Genomic DNA, 21,544 nt, shown 5'->3' on the forward strand with positions numbered 1-21,544 from the left:
CGGCCACCCGCGTTCGGCGGCGGGCGGGGGATCGGAGGATGGCGGGGTGAGCCGACGCAGGTCTTCCGCCGTCGCCGCCGTGCTGGCCACGGCAGCGGTCCAGTTCGCGTTCACCGCCGGCGCGCACGCCGCACCACCGGCCGGCGCGTGCCACGACCCGGAGCCCGCGCACCCGCGCGTGCACGAACAGCCTTGGGCGCAACAACTCCTGGACCCGCGACGGGTCTGGCCCAGGACCCGGGGCGCGGGCGTGCTGGTCGCCGTGGTCGATTCCGGCGTCGACGTGGACCACCCCCAGCTGGCCAAGCCGGGCAAGGTCCACGAGGGCCGGGACTTCGTGCGCGGCGGCCCCGGGTGGTTCGACTGCGTCTCGCACGGCACCGGCGTCGCGGGCGTGATCGCGGCGGAACCCCTGGCCGGTGTCGGCTTCCACGGGATCGCGCCGGACGCCGAGATCCTGCCGGTGCGGATCAGCGAACGGGACGTCGGCGATCGCGGCGAGCCGCTGCGCATCGACCCGCAGGTGCTGGCGGACGGCATCCGGTACGCGGTGGACGCGGGCGCGAAGGTGGTCAACCTCTCGCTCGCCGGCTACGACGACCAGCCCGCCGTGCGGGACTCGGTGGCGTACGCGGTGTCGAAGGACGCCCTGGTCGTCGCGGCGGCCGGCAACGGCCAGCGCGACGACCTCCCCGACCTGCCGTCGTTCCCGGCCTCCTACGACGGGGTGCTGGGCGTCGGCGCGGTCGACATCAACGGCGCGCGCATGTCCGGTTCGCAGATCGGCCGGTACGTGGACATCGTCGCGCCGGGCGAGAAGGTCGTTGCCGCCACTCGCGTCGACGGACACTCCTATGTGGACGGGACGAGCTTCGCCACGCCGTTCGTCTCCGCCACGGCGGCGCTGGTCCGCTCGGCGTGGCCGAACCTGTCCGCGCCCGAGGTCGCCCGCCGCCTGGTGGCCACGGCCGACCCGGCCCGCGGCGGGCAGGGCAGCCGGGCCTACGGCGCCGGTCTGGTCGACCCCTACCGCGCGGTGACCGACGGGCTGGACCCGGCGAAGCCCGACCCCCTGCCACCGCACGTCGCCGCACCACCGGACCAGGCGGCTTCGGCCCGCGCCGAGTGGTTGCGCGACACCGGGTCCGTCGCCTCCTGGGCGGCCCTGGCCGTGCTCGGCGCGATCGTGCCGGCGGTGCTGGTCGCCGTCGTGCGGGCCCGGGGCCGACGGCGGGCGTGGCGTCCGACGTGGGCCGCGCCGCTGCCGTCGCACCCCGACGTGGTCGAGCCGCCGGACCAGGTCTTCCTGATCTCCGAACACTGATCCCCGCACATAGCGCCGCGCACACCGCGCACCGCGCCGAGAAGGCGCAGCAAGTGCTTTTGCCGCATGGAAAAGGCCCCGGCGCGGTGCCGGGGCCTTCGGCTCGCGCCGGGGTCACATCGAGACGATGCGCCTGGCCTGGGCGAGGGCGTCCATCATCATCTGCTGCGCCGAATCCGTTGCGCGCGCCTGGTTCTGGAGGCCCTGGTCGTGCTGGTCGGCGTGCTTGGACCACAGGCCCTGGGTCACGCCGAGGTCGCTGCCGGCCTCGTCGGTGAAGTACGACCCGGCGGCGTCCTGCACGAACTTGAACTGCTGCGCCGCCGTGTCGATGTTCTGGCTCGCGGTGCTGTTCATCTGGCCAACCGCACCGGCGATGGCGTCGAACACCATCCTGACTTCGGTCATGGTCCGTCCTTCTGGAGTGGGGTCGACCGGGAGGCCGTCCGACAGGTCACCCGTTGATCGCGGACGCGATGCCGTAGCTCACGCCGCTCACCACGTGGTGGCTGTCGGTGTCGACGGTCGAGTAGAGGTTGGCCACGGTGCGGGTGTTGTCGCCCTGGGCCTGGAGCATGTTGGTGAGCTTCTGGCTGTCGCCGAGCCGCGCGTCCTCGACCGCGGCGAACGCGGCCTGCGAGGAGCCGTTCCAGCTGCCGCCGGCGAGCTGCGCGTTGCTGCTGCCCAGCGACGTGCTGTTGGCGTTGATCTCTTCGGCGTGGGCGACGGTGTTCGTGGACAGCTGGAGAAGGCTGTCGGTGTCGCCGTGGAGAAAGCTGCCGGCCATCGGCACTCCCCTTCCTGTGCGTGAACTCCTGATCGCACGTTAGGTGCGGCGGCGGCCGGCGCGGGTCGCTCGGCACGTTCCTGCCACCGCGCCCACACCGGCGTTCCGGTGGCGGAACATCGGTGCCGTGGCGACCGTCGTGGTGAACAGACCGACCCGCAGGCCCGCACCGGAGATGCCGGCGGGCGAGTTGATCCTGCAACCGCCGCCGGAGATCCCGCCGCCGCCCGCGCGCCAGTGGCTGCAACTGCTCATGGTGCTGCCGATGGTGGCGATGATGGCCGCGATGATGCTGATGTTCTCCGGTTCGCTCGGCGGCAACATCCGGTTCGTCATCTACGGGCTGATGGGCGTCGGGATGCTCGGCATGGTGGTGATGGGCCTGCTCCAGGGCGGCGGCCCGAGCAAGCGGGAGATGGGCCACGCGCGCCGCAAGTACCTGCGGCACCTGGCGCAGCACCGGTTGCGGCTGCGGCGCTCGGTGCGCCGGCAGCGCGCGGTGATGGACTACCTGCACCCCGAGCCCGACGCGCTGTGGTCGCTGGCGGCGAGCCACCGGCTGTGGGAGCGCCGCCGCGACGACGCGGACTTCGGCGTCGCCCGGATCGGTCGCGGCGCGCAGGGCCCGGCCACCGCGCTGGTCGCGCCGGACACGAAACCGCTGGAGGAGCTGGAACCCCTCTCCGCGCTGGCGCTGCGCCGGTTCATCACCACCTACGCGACGGTCGACCGGCTGCCGGTGGCGATCGCGGTGAACGGGTTCAGCCGGGTGCACCTGCGCGGCGACCGGACCGCCGCGCTCGGCCTGGCGCGGGCGCTGCTCGCCCAGCTGGCCACCCTCCAGTCGCCGGACGACCTGCGGATCGCGGTGTGCGTCGGCACCGGGGAGCGGGCGGACTGGGAGTGGGTCAAGTGGTTGCCGCACGCCCTGCACCCGGAGCGCACCGACGCGCTCGGCCCGCTGCGGCTGGTCGCGCCGTCCGTGCCGGCGCTGGAGTCGGTGCTGGAGGAGGAACTGGCCAAGCGGCCCCGGTTCGACCCCGAGGTGGAGACCCGGGCCGCCGGGCCGCACCTGGTGGTGGTGCTGGACGGCGGTTCGGTGGCGGGCTCCGGGCACCTGATGACCGGCGGCGGCGTCGAGGGCGTGACCGTGCTCGACCTGACCACCGCCCCGCCCCGGGCGCTGGACCGGGCGTCGGTCGTGCTGGACGTGGCCGCCGACCGCGCGTTGGTCGCGCACACCCCCGAGGGCGAGGCGCGCCTGGGCCGCGCCGACGCGCTCGGCCCGGTCGCGGCCGAGGGGCTGGCCCGTCAGCTCGCACCGCTGCGGCTGACCACCGGGCGGACCGGCGAAGCGCCGATGTCCGCCGAACTCGGCTTGGCCGACCTGCTGGAGCTGGGCGACCCGTACCTGTTCGACCCGGTGGACACGTGGGTACCGCGCCCGCCCCGGGACCGGCTGCGGGTGCGGATCGGGATCCGCGCGGACGGCGTGCCGATCGAGGTGGACCTCAAGGAGTCCGCGCAGGACGGCATGGGCCCGCACGGCCTGCTGATCGGCGCGACCGGTTCCGGCAAGTCGGAGCTGCTGCGCACGCTGGTGCTCGCGCTGGCCGTGACGCACCCGCCGGAGTCGCTGAACTTCGCCCTGGTGGACTTCAAGGGCGGTGCCACGTTCACCCGCCTCGACGCCCTGCCGCACACCAGCGCGGTGATCACCAACCTGGCCGACGAGCTGCACCTGGTGGACCGGATGACCGACGCCATCAACGGCGAGCTGATCCGCCGCCAGGAGCTGCTGCGCGCCGCCGGGAACTTCGACTCGTTGCGGGACTACGAGAAGGCCCGCAACGCGGGCGCGCCGCTGCCGGAAGTGCCGACGCTGCTGGTGATCTGCGACGAGTTCTCCGAGCTGCTGTCCGCGAAACCGGACTTCATCGACATGTTCGTCAAGATCGGCCGGGTCGGCCGGTCGCTCGGCGTGCACCTGCTGCTCGCCTCCCAGCGCCTTGAGGAAGGCCGGTTGCGCGGCCTGGAAACCCACCTGTCGTACCGGATCGGCCTGCGCACGTTCTCCGAGCTGGAGAGCCGGGCGGTGCTGGGCGTGCCGGACGCGTTCCGCCTGCCGCGCGCGCCGGGCCACGGGTTCCTGAAGGTGGGCACCGATCCGATGGACCGGTTCCGCGCCGCCTACGTCTCCGGCGTGCACCAGCGGCACACCGGGACGGGCGTCGCCGCGTCCGCCGCCGGGCAGGTGGTGCTGCGCGAGTACAGCACCACCTACGTGGCGGCCGAACTCGAAGACGACGACGAGGGGGCACCGGCCGCGCCCGCCCCGGACGAGGACACCGCGGTCGGCGAATCGCTGGTGGACATCCTGGTCGACCGGCTGACCGGCAAGGGCGTCGCGGCGCACCAGGTCTGGCTGCCGCCGCTGGACACCTCGCCCACCCTGGACGGGTTGCTGCCCGGCCTGGCCGTGCACCCGGAGCGCGGGCTCACCGCCGGCGACAACGCGCTGCGCCCGGTGCTCGGGATCGTGGACCAGCCGTTCGAGCAGCGCCGCGACCCGCTGGTGCTCGACCTCGCCGGCGCGGCCGGGCACGTGCTGGTGCTCGGCGCGCCGCAGAGCGGCAAGAGCACCGCGCTGCGCACCCTCATCGCGTCCCTGGCGCTCACCCACACCCCGCGCGAGGTCCAGTTCTACTGCCTGGACTTCGGCGGCGGCGCGCTGTCGTCGATCGCGGGCCTGCCGCACGTCGGCGGCGTGTCCGGGCGGTTGGCCACCGGCGCGGTCCGGCGGACCGTCGCCGAGGTCGCTTCCGTGCTGGCGCAACGGGAGCGGGCGTTCGCCGAGCACGGCATCGACGGCATCGCCACCTACCGCAGGCTGCGCGCGGAGGGCCGCTTCCCCGACCACCCGCACGGCGACGTGTTCCTGGTGGTCGACGGCTGGCAGACGCTGCGGTCGGACTTCGACGACCTCGAAGAGGCGGTCGGCGACATCGCGTCGCGCGGCTTGTCCTACGGCGTGCACGTGGTGGCGAGCGCCGCCCGTTCGTTCGACCTGCGGATGAACGTGCGCGACCTGTTCGGCTCCCGGCTGGAACTGCGGATCGGCGACCCGATCGACTCGTTCATCGACCGCCGCGCGGCGATGAGCGTGCCGGCCGGCAAACCCGGCCGGGGCATCTCCACGACCAAGCACCAGATGCTGATCGCGCTGCCGAGGGTGGACGGCTCGGCGACCGCGACCGACCTCGGGGACGGTCTGCGCGCGCTGGTCGAGGCGGTCGGCACGGCGTGGCGGGGCGAGCCCGCGCCGACCGTGCGGCTGCTGCCCGGCGTGCTGCCGTTCGCGGAACTCCCGGCCGCCGACGACCTCACCGGGCCCGACGCCGGGTTCGCGGTCGGCATCCACGAGAAGGACCTGTCGCCGATGCGGCTGGACTTCGCCGCCGACCCGCACTTCTTCCTGCTGGCCGACACCCAGTCCGGCAAGACCTCCTTCCTGCGCGCGCTGATCCGCCGCATCTGCGCCGCGCACTCGCCGGAACAGGCGCGGATCGTGCTGGTGGACCACCGGCGCGGGCTGCTCGGCGAGGTCGGCCCGGACCACCTGCTCGGCTACGGCGTGAACGACGCGCACAGCCGGGGGATGCTCGCCGAGGTGGCCGAGGCGATGACGCTCCGACTGCCCGGCGCGGACGTGACACCCGAGCAGTTGCGGGCCCGGAACTGGTGGCGCGGCCCGGAGATCTTCGTGCTGGTGGACGACTACGACATGGTCGCCACGCACCAGAGCCACCCGCTGATGCCGCTGCTGCCGCTGGCCGCGCAGGGTGCGGACATCGGGCTGCACGTCGTGCTCGCCCGGCGTTCCGGCGGTGCGGGCCGAGGTCTGTTCGAACCGTTCCTGGCTCGGCTGCGGGAAGTCGGCACGCCCGGCCTGATGATGTCCGGTGACCGCGACGAAGGCCCGCTGCTGGGCGGGATGCGGGCGCAGGTGCTGCCGCCCGGCCGGGGCTGGCTGGTGGACCGGCGCGGGCACAAGGGGCTCGTCCAGCTCGCGTGGCTGCCGCCGAGCGGGTAGCCGGCCGCTTCCTGTCGTGGCCGGGTTCCCGGCGCACGGCCGTGTTTGGCTTGGTTCCCGGACAGTGAGGGGTGCACGACGTGGTGGACGACCGGATAGCCGGCGAGACCGGCGCGATGACGCGGTTCGCGTCGAACGTGCTCGGCAGCCTCAGGTACGACGCGTACCCGAGCGCCGTGCGGCGGGAAACCCCGCGCTGCGGCGGGATGCACGAGTGCCAGGCCCTGCTGGACGCGGACGCGCGCAACACCGAGCAGCTGAGGCGGTTCATCACCCACGTCCGGCAGGGGTTCACCGCGTACGCGTCGTTCGCCACGAACTCGGCCGAGACCTACCTGAACGCCGACGACGCCGCCCGCCGGCTGATGCTCGACGAACTCCGGCGCAAGCAGACCGCCGGACTGCCGGACATCTCCCCCGAACTCCTCGAACCACCCGCACACTAGCCCGGGAGCAGGTGCCAGATGGCCGGATACACCGGCGTCCCGATCCCCGATCAGGTCGGGATGATCCGGGCGGAGAACCTCCAGCACGTGCCCGCGCTGGTCGCCGCCGCCGAGATGTGGCGGACCTCGCGGTCGTGGCTGGAGGTGCAGCACGCCGCGTTCGTGGGCGCGGTGAACGACCTGCGCGCGCAGTGGCACGACGGCGCGGGCGACCTGTTCCGGGACCGGGTCCTCGCCGACGCGGCCACCATGTCGTCGTGGTCCGGCCCGGCGCTGTCCCCGGAGTTCCCGTTCCTCCCGGCGGAGTTGTTCGGCTCCGTCGCCACCTCCCACGTGGTGGACCGGATCAACGAGCTGGTCACCGCGATCCAGCAGACCTCCGTGCGGGTCGAGCAGCTGCACGGCGACTACGACCGGCTGCCCGCCGACCAGAAGGCCGCCGCGACCGCCGACACCCAGCGGCTGATCGGCGAGGAACTCGACCGCCTGGCACCGAAGTACGGGATCGCCGCGGCCGCGATGGACGCCGCTTCTGGTCCACAGTGGACAGGTCCGCGCGACGGGGCGCTCCCCGGCAGCGGTCCGGGCACCGCCTCCCCCGGCGGCCCGACCGGCGGCCCGCCGGCCACCGATCCCGCGAGCACGCCCGACCCGGCGGTCCCGCCCGCGAACCCGGCCGAGACCACGCCGGGCAGCCCCGCGCCGGAGAAGTCCACGGCGGCGCTGGACGGGGCGTCCGAGCTGCTGGGCTCGCTGGGCCAGGCCGCCCAGACCACGCAACAACTGCTCGGCGGGGGCGGCGGTGCCGTGCCCGACCCGGTGACCGGTTTCCCGCCGCTGACGCCGGGGGACGGCATCGCGCCGTCCGCGCACGGTGGGCCGGGCCTGGCCGGGATCGACCCGACGAGCGCTGCGGGCGGGCCGACCGGCGGCGGCGGGGGTACCGGCGGCGGGGGTGTCGGCGGGAGCGCGCCGCCCACGCCGCGGAACACACCCGGCCCGCCCCCGGGAGGACTGGGCGCGACCGTGCCGACCGCCGCCAACGCCGCCCGCACGAGCACGTCGGGCGGGGCGTCGGGCGGGGTGCCGCCGGTGTACCCGCCGCAGTCGCCGCAGCAGAACACCGGCGGCGGCAACGGGATCCGGCCCGGCGCGGCCGAGCACCGGACCGACACCGGCCGGTCGCGGCCGGCCAAACCCGCCCTGCCCGGGGTGGCGCTGCGCGGCCGGACCGGCGGGGCGGGCCCGGCTCCGGTGTCCGGGAGGCGTCGGGACACCGGGGACGACCGGACGCGGCTGCTCGACGAGGAGCTGTGGCAGGTGCAGCAGGACACCGGACGCCGAGGAGGGAACCTATGACCACCGACAAGATCGACGGCGACACCACCGCGATGAGCGTGTTCTCCCAGCAGCTCACGCCGCCGCCGATGCCGCCGTCCCTGGGCCGGCTGGGCATCCCGCCCAACGTGACCGGGCTGTTCGAGGGCATCGCGATGTCGTTGCTGGACAAGGCGGCCACCGCCGAGGTGGCCGCGTACCTGGCCAAGACCAGCGAGGAGTTCGTGACCTTCACCCACAAGGCGGGCGCGGCGGCGGCGGGCTACACGGCGGCCGACGTGACCTCGGCGGCCAAGCTCGTCTCGGCCGGCGCGAAGTTCGCCGAGCAGGGCGTCAAGCTCGTCCGGCAGGTGGCCGGCTCGCAGTCCGCCCGGCCCGCGCCGTCCGGGCAGCCGGAGCACCCGGCCGGCGCACCCGCGCACCCGTCCGCCGACGACCCGCAGCACTCCGTCTGAGGAGCCACCGATGGCCGTTCCCTACAACCTCATCCCCATCGAAGCGCACCTGGCGATGATCACCGCCGAGCAGGCCAACGTCCCGGTGCTGGCCGACGCGGCGAAGATGTGGACCGAGGTCCGCAGCTGGATCGAGTCCGCCCGGGTCGAACTGCACACCAGGGCGAGCGACCTCGCGCCGAGCTGGAAGGACCAGGCCGGCCGCGAGATGGAGGAGAAGTTCCAGCGCGCGGACGCCGAGTTGAAGATGTGGGGCGAGCGGATCGACGGCGCGCAGGTGGTGGAAACCCTGACCACGCTCGCGTCCGCGATCCCGCAGGCGTTCCAGACCGTGTCCGGGCTGTACCAGAGCTACCTGGCCGCGCTGTCCAACCCGTTCACCGCCGCCGGCGCGGTGATGTTCCAGCAGGCGGCGGGCACCCAGCTCACCGCGCTGGGCGCGCAGTTCGACATGTCCATGCTCAAGGTCTGCGCCGCCGCCGGGATCAAGTCCCCCGGCGACGTCCTGCCGGAGACGAAGGGCAGCTCCACCAAGGAGATCCTCGAAGCCGCCACGGCCTCGGTGGACGCCGCGACGGCGGTGGGGAGCCTGGCCTCCACGGCGCTCCAGGGCGGTGGCGGCGGCGGCGCGCTGCCGCAGGTCGACCTGCCCGACGGCACGACCGGCGGCCTGCCCGGCGGCACCAGCCTGGCCGGGGCGATCGGCACGCCGACGCCGACGCCGCCCACCGGCCACGTCGGCGCGGGCGGCTCCCCGTCCGGGTTCTCGGGACCGCCGGTGGCGATGGGCCTGTCCGGCACGACGCCCGTCGCGACGGGCTCGACGGCGGCGGTGGGCCGCTCGGGAGCACGCCGGCCGACGCCGGAATCCCGCCTGGGCACGGTGTCCGCCAAGCAGTCCGGCGCGCCCGGCACGCCCCCGATGATGCCGCCGCACGGCCGGCACCAGCAGCAGGGGACGTTGCGGCCGGCGCAGGCCGCGCAGGCCGGGCGTTCCCGGACCTCCAAGCGGCAGGCGGAGGCGACGGACGGCGTGCCGCGCGAACTGCGCGGCCGGGCCACCACCGCGCCCGCGTTCACGTTCGCCCGGGTCCCCTCGCCACCCACCGACGACGACCTGTGGCGCTCCTCGCCGAGCTGACCGCCACCCGGCCGCACCGCGTCCCCACGGCGGACGCGGTGCGGCCGACCACCTCTTCGTCCGGCAACGCGCGAGCAGCACCGTGCTGCGGGCCGGCCGCGCCGGTCGACTCCGCCGACAGGTCGTCCGGGCACCCCTCCGTCAACCGGTGCGCAACGCCAGGTAGAAATCGACCCGACCATCCAAAGTGGACAGTGATCGTCCGCTCAGTTCCTCGATCCGCTGGATCCGGTAGCGCAGGGTGTTGACGTGCAGGTGCATCTTCTCCGCGCAGTGCGTCCACGAGCACGACGTCTCCAGGAAAGCGGCCAGCGTGGCGACCAGGTCGCCGCCGTGCACCCGGTCGTACTCCACGATCGGGCCGAGCACCCGCGCCCGGAACGCCAGCCGCACCTCCTCCGGCACGGCCGCCAGCAGCAGCGTGTGCGAGTCGATCTCGTCGGAGGACACCAGCGCGACCCGCTCGGGCCGCAGCTCGGCCATCCGCCGCGCCAGCCGGGCTTCGGTGACCGCCGCGCCGAGCCCGCCGGGCCCGCTCGCCGGCAGGCTGGTGCCCAGGTGCAGCCGGTGGCCGCCCAGCCCGGTGGACAGCAGCGGGGTCAGCTCGCGCAGCCGCCGGGTGACCAGCGCCGGGTCGTCGTCCACCGGGGCCAGGCCGATCGCCTCGCTGCCGATGGTGGCGGCCTGCACGATCCGGGTCGGCGCGCCCGCGATCGGCGCGAGCAGGTCGACCAGGATGGTCCGGGCCAGCGCGCCGCCGGGTGACGGGGTGACCGTCGCGGCCACCGCCACGTACCGCCGGTCGTCCAGGCCGGTGGCCGGGAACCGCGCCGCGACCTCGGGCCCGTCGCCCGCCAGCGCCGAGCGCAGCAGGCGCTCCACGGCGGCCCGCGCGGTCCGCCGGTCCTGCTCGCGGCGCTCCCGCTCCAGGCTGACCAGGTCCGCCAGCTCCAGCACGGACTCCCGCACCTCGGCGGTCCACTGCCGGTGGTCGCCCTCGCAGCCGAGGAACCAGCCCGCGACCCGGGGCCGCAGGTCCTCGCCGATCGGGAACAGCGAGTAGGTGCTCTTCGCACCGCCCCGGCCGATCCGGGCCACCGCCGGGAACTGCTCGGCGACCAGGAACTCCTTGGCCAGCCGGGCGGACAGCGCGGCGTCCACGGCGGTCGGCGCCATCGCGGGTACCCGGCCGGTCGCGGTGAGCAGCCGGCACGGCACCTCGGCGTCGGCCGCCGAGAGGGCGAGCAGGGCGTCCAGGCCGGCGTGCTGGGCCACCGACGTGACCATCCGCCTGCGCCGCCGCAGCAGGCCCGCGAGGTCCTCCTGGCGTTCGGCGGTCAGCGCCGTCACGACGTGCTCGGTGATCGACGAGAACGACACGTCCACCGGCACCTCCAGCAGCGGGATGCCGTACTCCCGGCACGCCACCACCAGGTCCTCGGGCACCGTGCCGTACGCGGCGTCGCCCGCGGCGAGCGCGGCCACCTGCCGCGACGCCAGCTTGGCCACGAACGCCGTCGAGTCGGCCGCGGTGCGCCGCCACATCAGCCCGGTCAGCACCAGTTCGCCACCGGAGAGCTGGTTGCGCGGGTCGGGCAGGTCGGACGTGCACACCCAGCGCACCGGCCGCTCCAGGCCCCGGTCGCCGGTCAACGACGTCATCCGCAGGGCGGTCACCGCCAAGAGGTCCCGGACCAGCACCAGGCCGCTCCCTTCCCACCCCGCCGCCGGGCCCGTTCGGAGGTTCCTCCGAAAACCGGGTCGCGGATCGCGGAGGACTTCGTGTTTCCAGCCGCTGTGTGGAGGATCCTACGTTGTTTTACTGGCCCGACCGCAAGCCCGAAAGCCGGCCCGGCCACCCCCACCACCGGCCCGGCGGACGCGGCGAACGCACGCAGTGGCCATTTCACGTTACGCACCGGCGGTATTCCCGGGAACGCACCGGGCGGACCGGTCGCACGGTCGTGGAGAAGGGACGTCGCAGTGCCTGGAACTCATTCCCTGCTGTTGCGGGATTGCCGACTGGTCAACGTCTGGTCGGGCGAGATCTACCGCACGGACATCGCCATCAGGGGCGACCGCATCGCATCCATCGAACAGGGCGAGGTGGAAACCGCGGACGAAGTGGTGGACTGCGCCGGGCGCTATGCGCTGCCCGGCCTGATCGACCCGCACATGCACGTCGACACCACCTCGCTGTGGCCCGGCGAACTGGCCCGGGTGCTGGTGCCGCTCGGCACCACGACGGTCGTCGTGGACGCCACCAACGTGATCACCACCGGCGGCCCGGACGCGGTGCGCGGGCTGATCGACTCCTTCGCGGGACTGCCCCTGCGGGCGTTCTTCGCGATGGCGTCGTACTCGCCGCTGGACGCCTCGCGGGAGACCGTGGCCTACGAGATGCGGCTGGCGGACCTGGACCGGATGCTGAGCTGGCCGGAGTCGGTGAGCATCGGTGAAACGGTCTCCTCGAAGATCCTCGCGGCGGACCCGGAATACCTGTCCAGAATCGCGCTGTGCCTGTCCAAGGGGCACCGGGTGAGCGGCCACGGGGGCGATCTCCCGCCGGGCCGGGAAGAGGTTTTCGACGCCTACGTGACGGCCGGCGTGCGGGACGACCACTGCGTGATGAAACCGGCCGACATCCCACCCCGGCTGCGCCGCGGAATAGCCCAGTTCACGGTCGAGTCGGCGGGCCGGGAGAATCTGACCAACGGGCTCGTGGACTACCTGCGGGAGTCCCGGACGCCGACCAGGCACCTGCATTTCTGCATCGACAACATCACCGTGATGAGCATGGTCGGCGACGGCTTCGGCTACCTCGACCGCTCGGTCCGGGTGGCCATCGACGGCGGCCTCCCGCCGATCGAGGTGATCCGGATGGGCACCCTCAACACCGCCCAGCACTACCGCAAGTCGCACCTGGTCGGCAGCCTCACCCCCGGCCGGCTGGCCGACGTGCTGCTGGTCGAGGACCTGACCGCGTTCCCGCCCGACCTCGTCGTCACCAACGGCAGGATCGTCGCGCGGGAGGGCAGGCTGCTCGACGCGGGCCCCGAGCCGTCCTTCCCGGACGCCTACCGGGAGAGCATCCGGCTGCACCCCTCGGTCGGGTCGCACCGGCTGGGGCTGCCCGCGCCGGAGGGCGCGGGCGAGGTCACCGTGCGGGTGATCCGGGCCAACGACCAGGACGCCGCGCTCAACGAGTCGGCGACCGCCGTGCTGCCCGTGGTGGACGGGCTGGTGCGGGCCGACCCGGCGCAGGACGTGCTGAAGTTCTGCGTGGTCGAGCGGTACAACCGCAACGGCAACGTGGCGCTGGGCTTCGCGCAGGGTTTCGGGCTGCGCCGGGGCGCGCTGGCCACGTCGGTCTCCGTGCCGTCCAACAACATCGTCGCGGTCGGGGTGGACGACGCCGACCTGTGGGCGGCGATCCGGCACGTCGAGGCGATGCAGGGCGGGTACGCGGTGGTCGCGGACGGCGAACTGCTCGCCGAGGTGCGCCTGCCGGTCGGCGGGATCATCTCCGAGGAGCCGTTCGAGCGGGTCGTGGAGGCCATCCGCAACGCCGAGGCGGTGGCCGGCGAGGCGCTCTCGTGCGCCATGGTCAACCCGCTGCGCGCGCTCACCGCGACCGTGCTGCCGACCCTGCCGGACTACGGCATGACCGACCTCGGCCTGGTCGACGTGGCCGGCCGGGCGTTCGTCCCGGTGATCATCCCCTCGGAAGGAGCCTCCCGATGACCGCCATCCCGGACCGGGTCGCGGCGGTCCAGCGCCGGATCCGCGTCGCCCTCGCCCAGCACCCGGCCGATCTCGTGCTGCGCAACGCCAAGGTGGTCAGCCCGCACGCACTGCTGGTGCACACCGCGGACGTCGTGATCCTCGGCGACCGGATCGTCGCGGTGCGCGAGGGCTACGAGGGCGAGGCGCGCTCGGACGTGGACTGCTCCGGCCTGTACGCGCTGCCCGGCCTGATCGAGCCGCACCTGTTCGCGCCGCCGCGCGGCCGGTGGGCCGAGGCGATCTGGTCGGCGGTGTCCAACGGCACGACCACCCTGTTCAGCACCGAGTTCGGCGGCGGCGCGGGCGTGGCCCGCCTCGACCTGCCGGGCCGGCTGTTCGAGCCGACCGCCGCCGGGCTGGTGCGGCGCGGCGGGCCGAACGGGGTGGAGGAGGAGACGGCCACCGGGTTCGTGCCCGCGCCGCACGGACCCGGTCTGGCCTTCGCCGAGGGCGCGGACGTGGTCGCCTCGCTGCGTCAGGGGCGGACCGTCGTGGTCTCCGACACCACGCCGTGGACCGGGGGCGGCACGGTGCTCGACCGGGTGGCCGCCGGCGCGCTGGACGGTCGCCACCTGTGCCTGGGCCGCCCGGACGGCCAGGTGCACCTCGGTCTGGTGGCGGCGCTGCGGGCCGGGATCGACCCGGGCACGGCGGTGCAGCTGGCCGGGCTGAACGCGGCCACCCACTACGGCGTGGAGCACGAGATCGGCAGCGTCACGCCCGGCCGGCTGGCCGACGTCGTGCTGCTGCACGAACTGGACCGGTTCCCGCCCGAGCGGGTCTACGTGGGCGGCGAACTCGTCGCGCGCTCCGGGTGCCGGCCGTGACCACGCCCGTGCTGTCGGTCCGGGACCTGACCGTGGAGCTGCGCGACGGGGACACCAGCCTGCGCCCGGTCAACGGCATCTCGTTCGACCTGGCCCCCGGCCGGGTGCTCGCGGTGCTCGGCGAATCCGGGTCCGGCAAGAGCATCCTGCTGCGCACGCTGATCGGCATCCAGCCGCCGTCGGCGCGGGTCGGCGGCCAGGCCGTGATGCGCGGGCAGGACCTGATCGCGATGTCCCCCAAGGACCGGGCCGCGACGAGGGGGTCGTGGCTCTCGATGGTCTTCCAGAACCCGATGACCGCGCTGGACCCGGTGTTCACCGTGCAGGACCAGTTGGTCGAACCGCTGCGCCGGCACACCGGGATGTCCAAGGCGCGCGCCCGCGCCCGCGCGCTGGAGTTGTTGCGGCTGGTGCAGATCTCGTCGCCGGAGCGGCGGCTGACCGCGTACCCGTTCGAACTCAGCGGCGGCATGCGGCAGCGGGTGGCGATCGCGATGGCGTTGGCGTGCAACGCCTCCGTGCTGCTGGCCGACGAGCCGACCACCGCGCTGGACGTCACCGTGCAGGCCCGGATCCTGGACCTGCTGGACTCGGTGCAGGCCGAACTCGGCACGAGCGTCGTGCTGGTGACCCACGACGTCGGCGTGGCGGCGGAGATCGCCGACGACGTCATGGTCATGTACGCCGGGCGGGTCGTGGAGACCGGCACGGCGCGGGACGTGCTGCGCTCGCCCCGGCACCCCTACACGGTCGGCCTGCTGGCCGCCAACATCCGGCCCGGCCAGCACGAGCGCCCGGCCGCGATCCCCGGCTCACCGCCCCACCTGACGAACCTGCCCGAGGGGTGCTCGTTCGCGCCGCGCTGCCCGTCCGCCGGCCCCGACTGCCGGGCCGCCGTGCCCGAGCTGCGCGAGGTCGGCGACGGGCGGCGGGCGCGGTGCGTGCGGCCGGCCCACACCACTGGGGACCGCAGAGGAGATGGTTGACCATGCGACACCGCACCAGGACCACGGCCCTGGTCTGCGCGGCGCTCACCGCGTTGAGCGCCTGCGCCGGGGCCGTGCCGGAGAACGAATCGGCGGATTCCGCCGCGCGGGACCGCAGCGGGTCCGGCGGCACCCTGTCCATCGGGATGACCGCGGCGAACGTTCCGATCCCGGACACCCCGCCCAGCGACGGCGCGGAGGGCGTGCGCTGGGTGGGCAACTCCGTGTACGACTCGCTCACCGCGTTCAACCTCGACCAGGCCGACAGCGCGCCGTCGCCGCAGCCCTCGCTCGCCGAGCGGTGGACCGTCTCGCCGGACGAGCGCACCTGGGTGTTCACCCTGCGCACCGGCGTGAAGTTCCACGACGGCACCGACTTCGACGCCGCCGCGGTGGTGTTCCAGCTCGACCGGATCACCCGCAAGGACTCGCCGTACTTCAGCCAGGCCCTGTTCACCGCCAACCGGTTCTACACCCAGGCGATCACCTCGTACGCGGCGCGCAACCCGACCACCGTGGAGATCACCACGGCCGAGCCGTACTCGTTGCTGGCGTGGGACCTCACATCGGTGTACTTCCCCAGCCCGGCCGCGGTGAAGCAGTACGGCAACGCCGACTACCCGATGCACGCCGTCGGCACCGGGCCGTTCAAGATGGCGAAGTACGTGCAGGGCGCCGAGATGGACCTGGAGGCCAACACCGCGTACTGGGCCGGGCGGCCGAAGCTGGACCGGATCCGGCTGCGGCTGATGCCCGACGCGGCGGCGCGGCTGGCGGCGCTGGAGTCCGGTGACATCGACTGGGCGGACGTGCCGCCGCCGGACGCCGTGCCCCGGTTGAAGAGCGGCGGCTACTCCGTGCTGACCCACCCGTACCCGCACACCATGGCGTTCTACCTCAACCTCAACCGCGCGCCGTTCGACAACCCGAAGGTGCGCGAGGCGCTCCAGTACGCCATCGACCGCAAAGCCATGTGCGACAACCTGCTCAGCGGCCTGTGCGCACCGGCGAGCCAGCTCGCCTACGAAGGGCACCCCTGGTACGACAAGGAGTTGGGCGAGCGGTTCCACTACGACCCGGAGCGGGCCAAGCGGCTGCTCGCCGAAGCCGGGTACCCCGGCGGCCTGGCGATCAAGGTGGCCACGCCGACCGGCGGGTCCGGGAACATGTGGCCCGGCCCGATGATGCAGCTGGTGCAGGCCAACCTGAAGGCGGTCGGCGTCGAGCTGACGATCGCGCCGCTGGAGTGGAACCTGGTGCTCCAGATCGGCCGGGCCGGGTTCACCCCGGCGGGCAACGACCAGTACGACGCCGTGTACGGCGCGATCTCGTGGGGTGCGCCGTTCCTCGCGGACCGGTTCTCCTCCAGCCGGATCCCGCCCGGCGGCTGCTGCAACCCCGAGGCGTACCGCAACCCCGCCGTGGACCAGGCGTTCCGGGACGTGGCCGCGCAGTTCGACCCGGCCAAGGTCGACGCGGCGATGGCCAAGGCGCTGGGCATGGCGGCGGCCGACTCGCCGGTGACCTTCATCGTGCACGACCTGAACGTGCGGGTGCTCTCGCCGAAGGTGCGCGGGTTCGTGCAGCCCCAGGCCTGGTACGTGGACCTGCGGCAGGTCTGGATCAAGTCCTGACCGGACCCGAGGAGGTGGACCATGCTGACGATCGTCCTGAAACGCCTCGCGATGGCGGTCCCCGCGCTGTTCGGGGTGTCCGCGGTGAGTTTCCTGCTGCTCAACGTGCTGCCCGGCGATCCGCTGGCCGGGCTGGTGGGCCCGACGTCCACCGAGGCCGACCGCGACGACCTGGCCCGCGAACTCGGCCTGGACCAGCCGCTGCCGGTGCAGTACTGGCTGTGGCTGACCCGGTTGCTCCACGGGGACCTGGGTTTCTCGCTGCCGAAGGGCCGGCCGGTGGCCGAGCTGATCGGCGGCGCGTTCCCGAACACGCTGCTGCTCGCGGCGGCGGCCGCCGTGCTGGGGCTGGGACTGGGCCTGCTGCTCGGTTCGCTGGCCGCGGCGCGGGCCGGGAAGTGGCCGGACCGAGTGGTGTCCACCGGGGCGGTGCTCGGCCTGAGCGTGCCGAACTACTGGCTGGCCGTGCTGCTGGTCATCGTGTTCGCCGCCGCGCTGCGCTGGCTGCCCGCGGGCGGCCTGCAGAGCGCCGGCGGCGGCACCCTGGACCTGCTGCGGCACCTGGTGCTGCCCGCGGTCGCCGCGTCCGGCGTGACCGCCGGGCTGACCGCGCGGATGACCCGGGCCAGCCTGCTGGAGTCGCTGGGCCAGGACTTCGTGCAGACGTTGCGGGCGCAGGGGCTGTCCGGCGGGCGGGTGATCCGGCACGTGGCCAAGAACGCGGCCCCGCCGGTGCTGGCCGTGGCCGGGCTCCAGATCGGCTACCTGCTCGGCGGTTCCGTGCTGGTGGAGACGATCTTCGGCTGGCCGGGGCTCGGGCAGCTGATGTACCAGGCCATCGCGCAGCGCGACCTGCGCGTGGTCCAGGGCTCCGTGCTGGTCATCGCGGTGACGTTCGTGGTGATGAACCTGCTGGTGGACCTGCTCCAGACCGTCGTCAACCCACGTCTGCGCCGAGGGGCCGACCGATGACCGCAACCCTTGTCCCACCCGAGGAAGTGGACGTCCCGGTGCCGCGCGCGTACGCCGCCGACGTCCGGCGCAGGCTGCTGCGCGACAAGGCCGCGCTGGTGTGCCTGGTGGTCCTGGGCGTCCTGGTGGTCGCCGCCGTCGCGGCGCCGCTGATCGCCCCGTACGACCCGGACGCGGCGTCGGTCGGCAGCCGGCTGCTGCCCGTCGGGTCGCCCGGGCACCTGCTGGGCACCGACGAGCTGGGCCGGGACATGCTCTCCCGGCTCATCCACGGCGCGCGGCTGTCGCTGACCACCGGCATCGCGCCGATCCTGGTGGCCGCCGCGCTGGGCACCGCGATCGGCACCGTCACCGCGTACGTCGGCGGCTGGGTGAGCAGCGCGCTGGGCCGCGTGCTGGACATGTCCTACGCGTTCCCGGCGATCCTGATCGGCATCGCGGTCACCGCCTCGCTCGGCCCCGGCGTGGCCAACACGGTGATCGCGCTGAGCATCGCGTTCGTCCCGCCGATCGCCCGGGTCGCCGAATCGGCCACCCGCCAGGTGGTCGTCGAGGAGTACGTGGAGGCGGCCCGGCTGTCCGGGGCGCGCGGCGGCCGGATCATCGTGGCCCAGATCCTGCCCAACGTGTTCGGCCCGATCTTCGTCTACGCCTCGGGCATGGTCGGGCTGAGCATCAGCGTCGGGGCCGGGCTGAGCTTCCTCGGCCTGGGCGCGCCGCCGCCGACCGCCGAGTGGGGCGCGATGCTCAGCAGCCTGCGGGACTCGGTCTACGTGCAGCCGCTGGTGGTCGCGCTGCCCGGCCTGTTCATCTTCCTGGCCTCGGCGGCCTTCAACATTCTCAGCGACAGCCTGCGCGACGCGCTGGACGTACGGAGGTGACGCGATGAGCGAACCACTGCTGGAGGTGCGCGGGATCGGCAAGCGGTTCCACGTCAAGACCGGGGCGCTGCGCCGGGGTGCGGTGTCGGCGGTGGACGACGTCTCGTTCACCGTCCACTCCGGACAGACGGTCGGCATCGTCGGCGAGTCCGGCTCGGGCAAGTCGACCCTGGCCCGGCTGATCCTGCGGCTGATCAAGCCGGACACCGGCGTGGTCCGGCTGCACGGCGAGGACGTCGCGGAGATCGCCGCCCGCGACCGGCTCGCCCTGCCCCGGGCGATGCAGATGGTGTTCCAGGACCCGTACTCCTCGGTGAACCCGAGGATGCCGGTCGGCGCGGGCATCGGCTTCCCGATGCGGATGCAGGGCCGGCCGAGGTCGGAGATCCAGGACCGGGTCCGGCACCTGCTCGGCCAGGTCGGCCTGCACCCCGACCACGCGTCGCACTACCCGCACCAGCTCAGCGGCGGCCAGCTCCAGCGGGTCAACATCGCGCGGGCGCTCAGCGTCGAGCCGGAGCTGGTGATCTGCGACGAGTCCGTCTCGGCGCTGGACAAGTCGGTGCAGGCGCAGGTGGTGAACCTGCTCGACGACCTCCAGGACCGGCTCGGGTTGACCTACCTGTTCATCAGCCACGACCTCAACGTGGTGGAGTACATGAGCGACCACGTGCTGGTGGTCTACCTGGGGCACGTGGTGGAGTCCTGCCCGGCCGACCAGCTCTACCGGGAACCGCTGCACCCGTACACGAAGGTCCTGCTCTCGGCCATCCCGAGCCTGGACCCGGACGCGAAGACCGCCGCCGAGCCGATGGGCGGCGAGCAGCCCAGCCCCCTGGACCCGCCGTCGGGCTGCCGGTTCCGCACCCGGTGCCCGCACGCGATGCCGGTGTGCGCGGCGGAGAAACCGCGCCTGGACCTGGCCCGGCCCGGCCACCGGGTGGCCTGCCACCTCTACGAGTCCACAGTGGACTCAACCGGAGACGGAGTGGATTCATGAACGACCTGATCGTCCGCGACGCCGAACTCCTCGTCACGATGGACGGCGAGGAGATCCCCGGCGGCTGGGTCGCGGTGGCCGGCAACTCGGTCGCCGCGATCGGCCCGGCGGGCAGCGAGCCGCCGGCCGCGCGCACGTTGTCCGCCAAGGGGAACCTGGTCACGCCCGGCCTGATCAACACCCACCAGCACATCTTCCAGAACCTCACCAAGGCCAACGCCGCCGCGCTCGACGTCGACCTGTTCGACTGGCTGCGGGCGCTGTACCCGATGTGGGCGGCCATCGACGAGGAGGCCATCGAGGTCTCGACCTACGTCGGGCTGGCCGAACTCGCGCTCGGCGGGTGCACCACGACGATGGACCAGCTCTACGTGCACCCGCGCCCCAACCTGATCGACGCGCAGATCCGCGCGGCCCGCGAGGTCGGCCTGCGGTTCCACCCCACGCGGGGCTCGATGAGCCTGTCCCACAAGGACGGCGGCCTCGCGCCGGACGCCGTGGTGCAGACCGTCGAGGAGATCCTGCTCGACAGCGAGCGGCTGGTCCGCGCCTACCACGACCCGCGCCCGGGGTCGATGGTGCGGATCGGCCTCGCGCCGTGCTCGCTGCCCACGGTGGAACCCCGGTTGATGCGGGAGACCGCGCTGCTCGCCGAACGGCTGGACGTGCGGCTGCACACCCACCTCGCCGAGGCGCGCAGCGAGGACGACTACTGCCTCAAGGTGTACGGGCGGCGGCCGATCGAGCTGTTCGAGGAGTACGGCTGGGGCACCGACCGCTCGTGGGTGGGCCACTGCTGCTTCCCCGACGACGACGAGATCGCCCGCCTCGCGCGGTGGGGAACCGGGGTCGCGCACTGCCCGACGCCGACGTTGATGCGCGGCGCGGGCCCGACCCCCGTGGTCGAGCTGCGGGCCGCCGGCGTCCGGGTCGGGCTGGGCACCGACGCGTCCACGCACTCCGTGCACTCGAACATGTGGCTGGAGGCGCATTCCGCGCTGCTGGCGGCCAAGGGCCGGTCCGGCCCGGCGGCGATCTCCGGGCGGGACGTGCTGGAGATGGCCACCACCGGCTCGGCGGCCTGCCTGGGACGCCCCGAGCTGGGCCGGATCCGGGTGGGCGCACCCGCCGACCTGGTCGCGTGGACCTTGCCGCCGCTGTCCCTGGCGGGCGCGCACACCGACCTGGTGGAGGCGTGGCTGCGCTGCGGCGGTTCGACCGCGCGGCACACCGTGGTCGACGGCAACCCGGTGGTCGAGGACGGCGAACTGCGCCTGCCCGCGCTGTCCGAACGCCTGGCCCAGCACGCCGCCATCTCCCGGAGGCTCCAGGGAGTGGCCGGCTGACGTGCCCCGGCCCGCTCGCGGGCGGGGGCGCCGACCCGGTACGCGCGCGATGCATACCGATCCCGGTGGACGCCCGCGAGTCGGTTGCCCCTGGCAGGTGGTTGCCGTCACCCGTCGGGCTGGCCGGCGCACCTTGGACTGGAACACCTCCCGCCGGGCCGGCAACGATGACGTGAGGCCGCTGCACCGCAGGGACCACCGCCCCCGGGCGGTGGGCGCGGCGGCCGAACTCCGCACAACCACAAGGAGAGCGTCATGGCCACGTACGAGACCGAGATCCACACCGGCGGCGGCGGCTGGCAGCAGGACACCCCCCTGGAGATCAACATCACCAACCGCAAGGACATCGTGCCCGACCACGGTGCGCCTGCCACCGGCACGTCGGTGACCTGGAGTTCGACCAACGGCAACGGCTCGGTCACGTTCTTCGACGGCGGGACCAACTTCGAGGGCACCGCCCAGTTCCCGAACGAGGGCCCGGTCGGCTACCGGGGTCGGCGCACGAACTGAGCCGTCGTGGTGCGGCCG

Annotated in this window: 18 protein-coding genes; 15 read left to right on the plus strand and 3 right to left on the minus strand. The window is 73.7% G+C overall.

Features of this window, described 5'->3' with window-relative positions; translation table 11 throughout:
* Nucleotides 1–46: 46 nt before the first annotated feature.
* Nucleotides 47–1,324: a type VII secretion-associated serine protease mycosin gene (gene mycP, locus AC0HI0_RS24725; RefSeq protein ID WP_480925883.1), complete on the plus strand. Its 1,278-nt coding sequence runs from the start codon at nucleotides 47–49 to the stop codon at nucleotides 1,322–1,324.
* A gap of 114 nt (nucleotides 1,325–1,438) precedes the next feature.
* Here the strand turns inward: mycP and AC0HI0_RS24730 are convergent, their stop codons facing one another.
* Both AC0HI0_RS24730 and AC0HI0_RS24735 read right to left on the minus strand, forming a co-directional pair.
* Entirely contained in the window at nucleotides 1,439–1,732 is a 294-nt protein-coding gene (locus AC0HI0_RS24730; RefSeq protein WP_480925884.1) for a hypothetical protein, read from the minus strand.
* Between the two features lie 46 nt (nucleotides 1,733–1,778).
* Nucleotides 1,779–2,111: a WXG100 family type VII secretion target gene (locus AC0HI0_RS24735; RefSeq protein ID WP_480925885.1), complete on the minus strand. Its 333-nt coding sequence runs from the start codon at nucleotides 2,109–2,111 to the stop codon at nucleotides 1,779–1,781.
* 127 nt (nucleotides 2,112–2,238) lie between these two features.
* Here AC0HI0_RS24735 and eccCa point away from each other — a divergent pair, with 127 nt between their 5' ends.
* The 5 genes from eccCa (at nucleotide 2,239) to AC0HI0_RS24760 (ending at nucleotide 9,584) form a co-directional block, all read left to right on the plus strand.
* Nucleotides 2,239–6,204: a type VII secretion protein EccCa gene (eccCa, locus tag AC0HI0_RS24740; protein WP_480925886.1), complete on the plus strand. Its 3,966-nt coding sequence runs from the start codon at nucleotides 2,239–2,241 to the stop codon at nucleotides 6,202–6,204.
* An 80-nt stretch (nucleotides 6,205–6,284) separates the two neighbouring features.
* Nucleotides 6,285–6,650 carry a hypothetical protein gene (locus AC0HI0_RS24745; RefSeq protein WP_480925887.1) on the plus strand — a complete coding sequence of 122 codons (366 nt, stop codon included), beginning with the start codon at nucleotides 6,285–6,287 and terminating at the stop codon, nucleotides 6,648–6,650.
* Between the two features lie 18 nt (nucleotides 6,651–6,668).
* Nucleotides 6,669–8,009: a hypothetical protein gene (locus tag AC0HI0_RS24750; protein ID WP_480925888.1), complete on the plus strand. Its 1,341-nt coding sequence runs from the start codon at nucleotides 6,669–6,671 to the stop codon at nucleotides 8,007–8,009.
* Nucleotides 8,006–8,443 (plus strand): hypothetical protein, encoded by a 438-nt coding sequence (locus AC0HI0_RS24755; RefSeq protein WP_480925889.1) that lies wholly within the window; start codon nucleotides 8,006–8,008, stop codon nucleotides 8,441–8,443. The genes AC0HI0_RS24750 and AC0HI0_RS24755 overlap by 4 nt, the downstream gene beginning before the upstream one ends.
* Before the next feature lie 10 nt (nucleotides 8,444–8,453).
* Nucleotides 8,454–9,584 carry a hypothetical protein gene (locus AC0HI0_RS24760; RefSeq protein WP_480925890.1) on the plus strand — a complete coding sequence of 377 codons (1,131 nt, stop codon included), beginning with the start codon at nucleotides 8,454–8,456 and terminating at the stop codon, nucleotides 9,582–9,584.
* 141 nt (nucleotides 9,585–9,725) lie between these two features.
* Here AC0HI0_RS24760 and AC0HI0_RS24765 read toward each other — a convergent pair whose 3' ends face one another.
* The gene (locus tag AC0HI0_RS24765; protein ID WP_480925891.1) at nucleotides 9,726–11,285 is read right to left on the minus strand and encodes a PucR family transcriptional regulator; all 1,560 of its coding nucleotides are present in this window, start codon (nucleotides 11,283–11,285) and stop codon (nucleotides 9,726–9,728) included.
* 282 nt (nucleotides 11,286–11,567) lie between these two features.
* Here AC0HI0_RS24765 and AC0HI0_RS24770 point away from each other — a divergent pair, with 282 nt between their 5' ends.
* The 9 genes from AC0HI0_RS24770 (at nucleotide 11,568) to AC0HI0_RS24810 (ending at nucleotide 21,526) form a co-directional block, all read left to right on the plus strand.
* Nucleotides 11,568–13,328 carry an adenine deaminase C-terminal domain-containing protein gene (locus AC0HI0_RS24770; RefSeq protein ID WP_480925892.1) on the plus strand — a complete coding sequence of 587 codons (1,761 nt, stop codon included), beginning with the start codon at nucleotides 11,568–11,570 and terminating at the stop codon, nucleotides 13,326–13,328.
* Nucleotides 13,325–14,197, plus strand: coding sequence for an amidohydrolase family protein (locus AC0HI0_RS24775; protein WP_480925893.1), 873 nt, complete (start codon nucleotides 13,325–13,327; stop codon nucleotides 14,195–14,197). The genes AC0HI0_RS24770 and AC0HI0_RS24775 overlap by 4 nt, the downstream gene beginning before the upstream one ends.
* A complete protein-coding gene (locus tag AC0HI0_RS24780; protein WP_480925894.1) occupies nucleotides 14,194–15,183 on the plus strand; it encodes an ABC transporter ATP-binding protein in 990 nt (329 codons plus the stop codon). The genes AC0HI0_RS24775 and AC0HI0_RS24780 overlap by 4 nt, the downstream gene beginning before the upstream one ends.
* A gap of 2 nt (nucleotides 15,184–15,185) precedes the next feature.
* Nucleotides 15,186–16,817, plus strand: a complete 1,632-nt coding sequence (locus tag AC0HI0_RS24785; RefSeq protein WP_480925895.1) for an ABC transporter substrate-binding protein — start codon at nucleotides 15,186–15,188, stop codon at nucleotides 16,815–16,817.
* A gap of 21 nt (nucleotides 16,818–16,838) precedes the next feature.
* Nucleotides 16,839–17,789 carry an ABC transporter permease gene (locus tag AC0HI0_RS24790; protein ID WP_480925896.1) on the plus strand — a complete coding sequence of 317 codons (951 nt, stop codon included), beginning with the start codon at nucleotides 16,839–16,841 and terminating at the stop codon, nucleotides 17,787–17,789.
* A complete protein-coding gene (locus AC0HI0_RS24795) occupies nucleotides 17,786–18,670 on the plus strand; it encodes an ABC transporter permease (protein ID WP_480925897.1) in 885 nt (294 codons plus the stop codon). Before AC0HI0_RS24790 ends, AC0HI0_RS24795 begins: the two co-directional genes overlap by 4 nt.
* Nucleotides 18,671–18,674: 4 nt before the next feature.
* Complete coding sequence (locus AC0HI0_RS24800; protein WP_480925898.1) at nucleotides 18,675–19,670, plus strand: ABC transporter ATP-binding protein; 996 nt, start codon at nucleotides 18,675–18,677, stop codon at nucleotides 19,668–19,670.
* Entirely contained in the window at nucleotides 19,667–21,016 is a 1,350-nt protein-coding gene (locus AC0HI0_RS24805; protein ID WP_480925899.1) for an amidohydrolase family protein, read from the plus strand. Before AC0HI0_RS24800 ends, AC0HI0_RS24805 begins: the two co-directional genes overlap by 4 nt.
* Before the next feature lie 255 nt (nucleotides 21,017–21,271).
* On the plus strand, nucleotides 21,272–21,526 hold the full coding sequence (locus tag AC0HI0_RS24810) for a hypothetical protein (RefSeq protein WP_480925900.1): 255 nt from the start codon (nucleotides 21,272–21,274) through the stop codon (nucleotides 21,524–21,526).
* Nucleotides 21,527–21,544: the final 18 nt, after the last annotated feature.

Source organism: Saccharothrix sp. NBAS 001 (assembly GCF_056640475.1).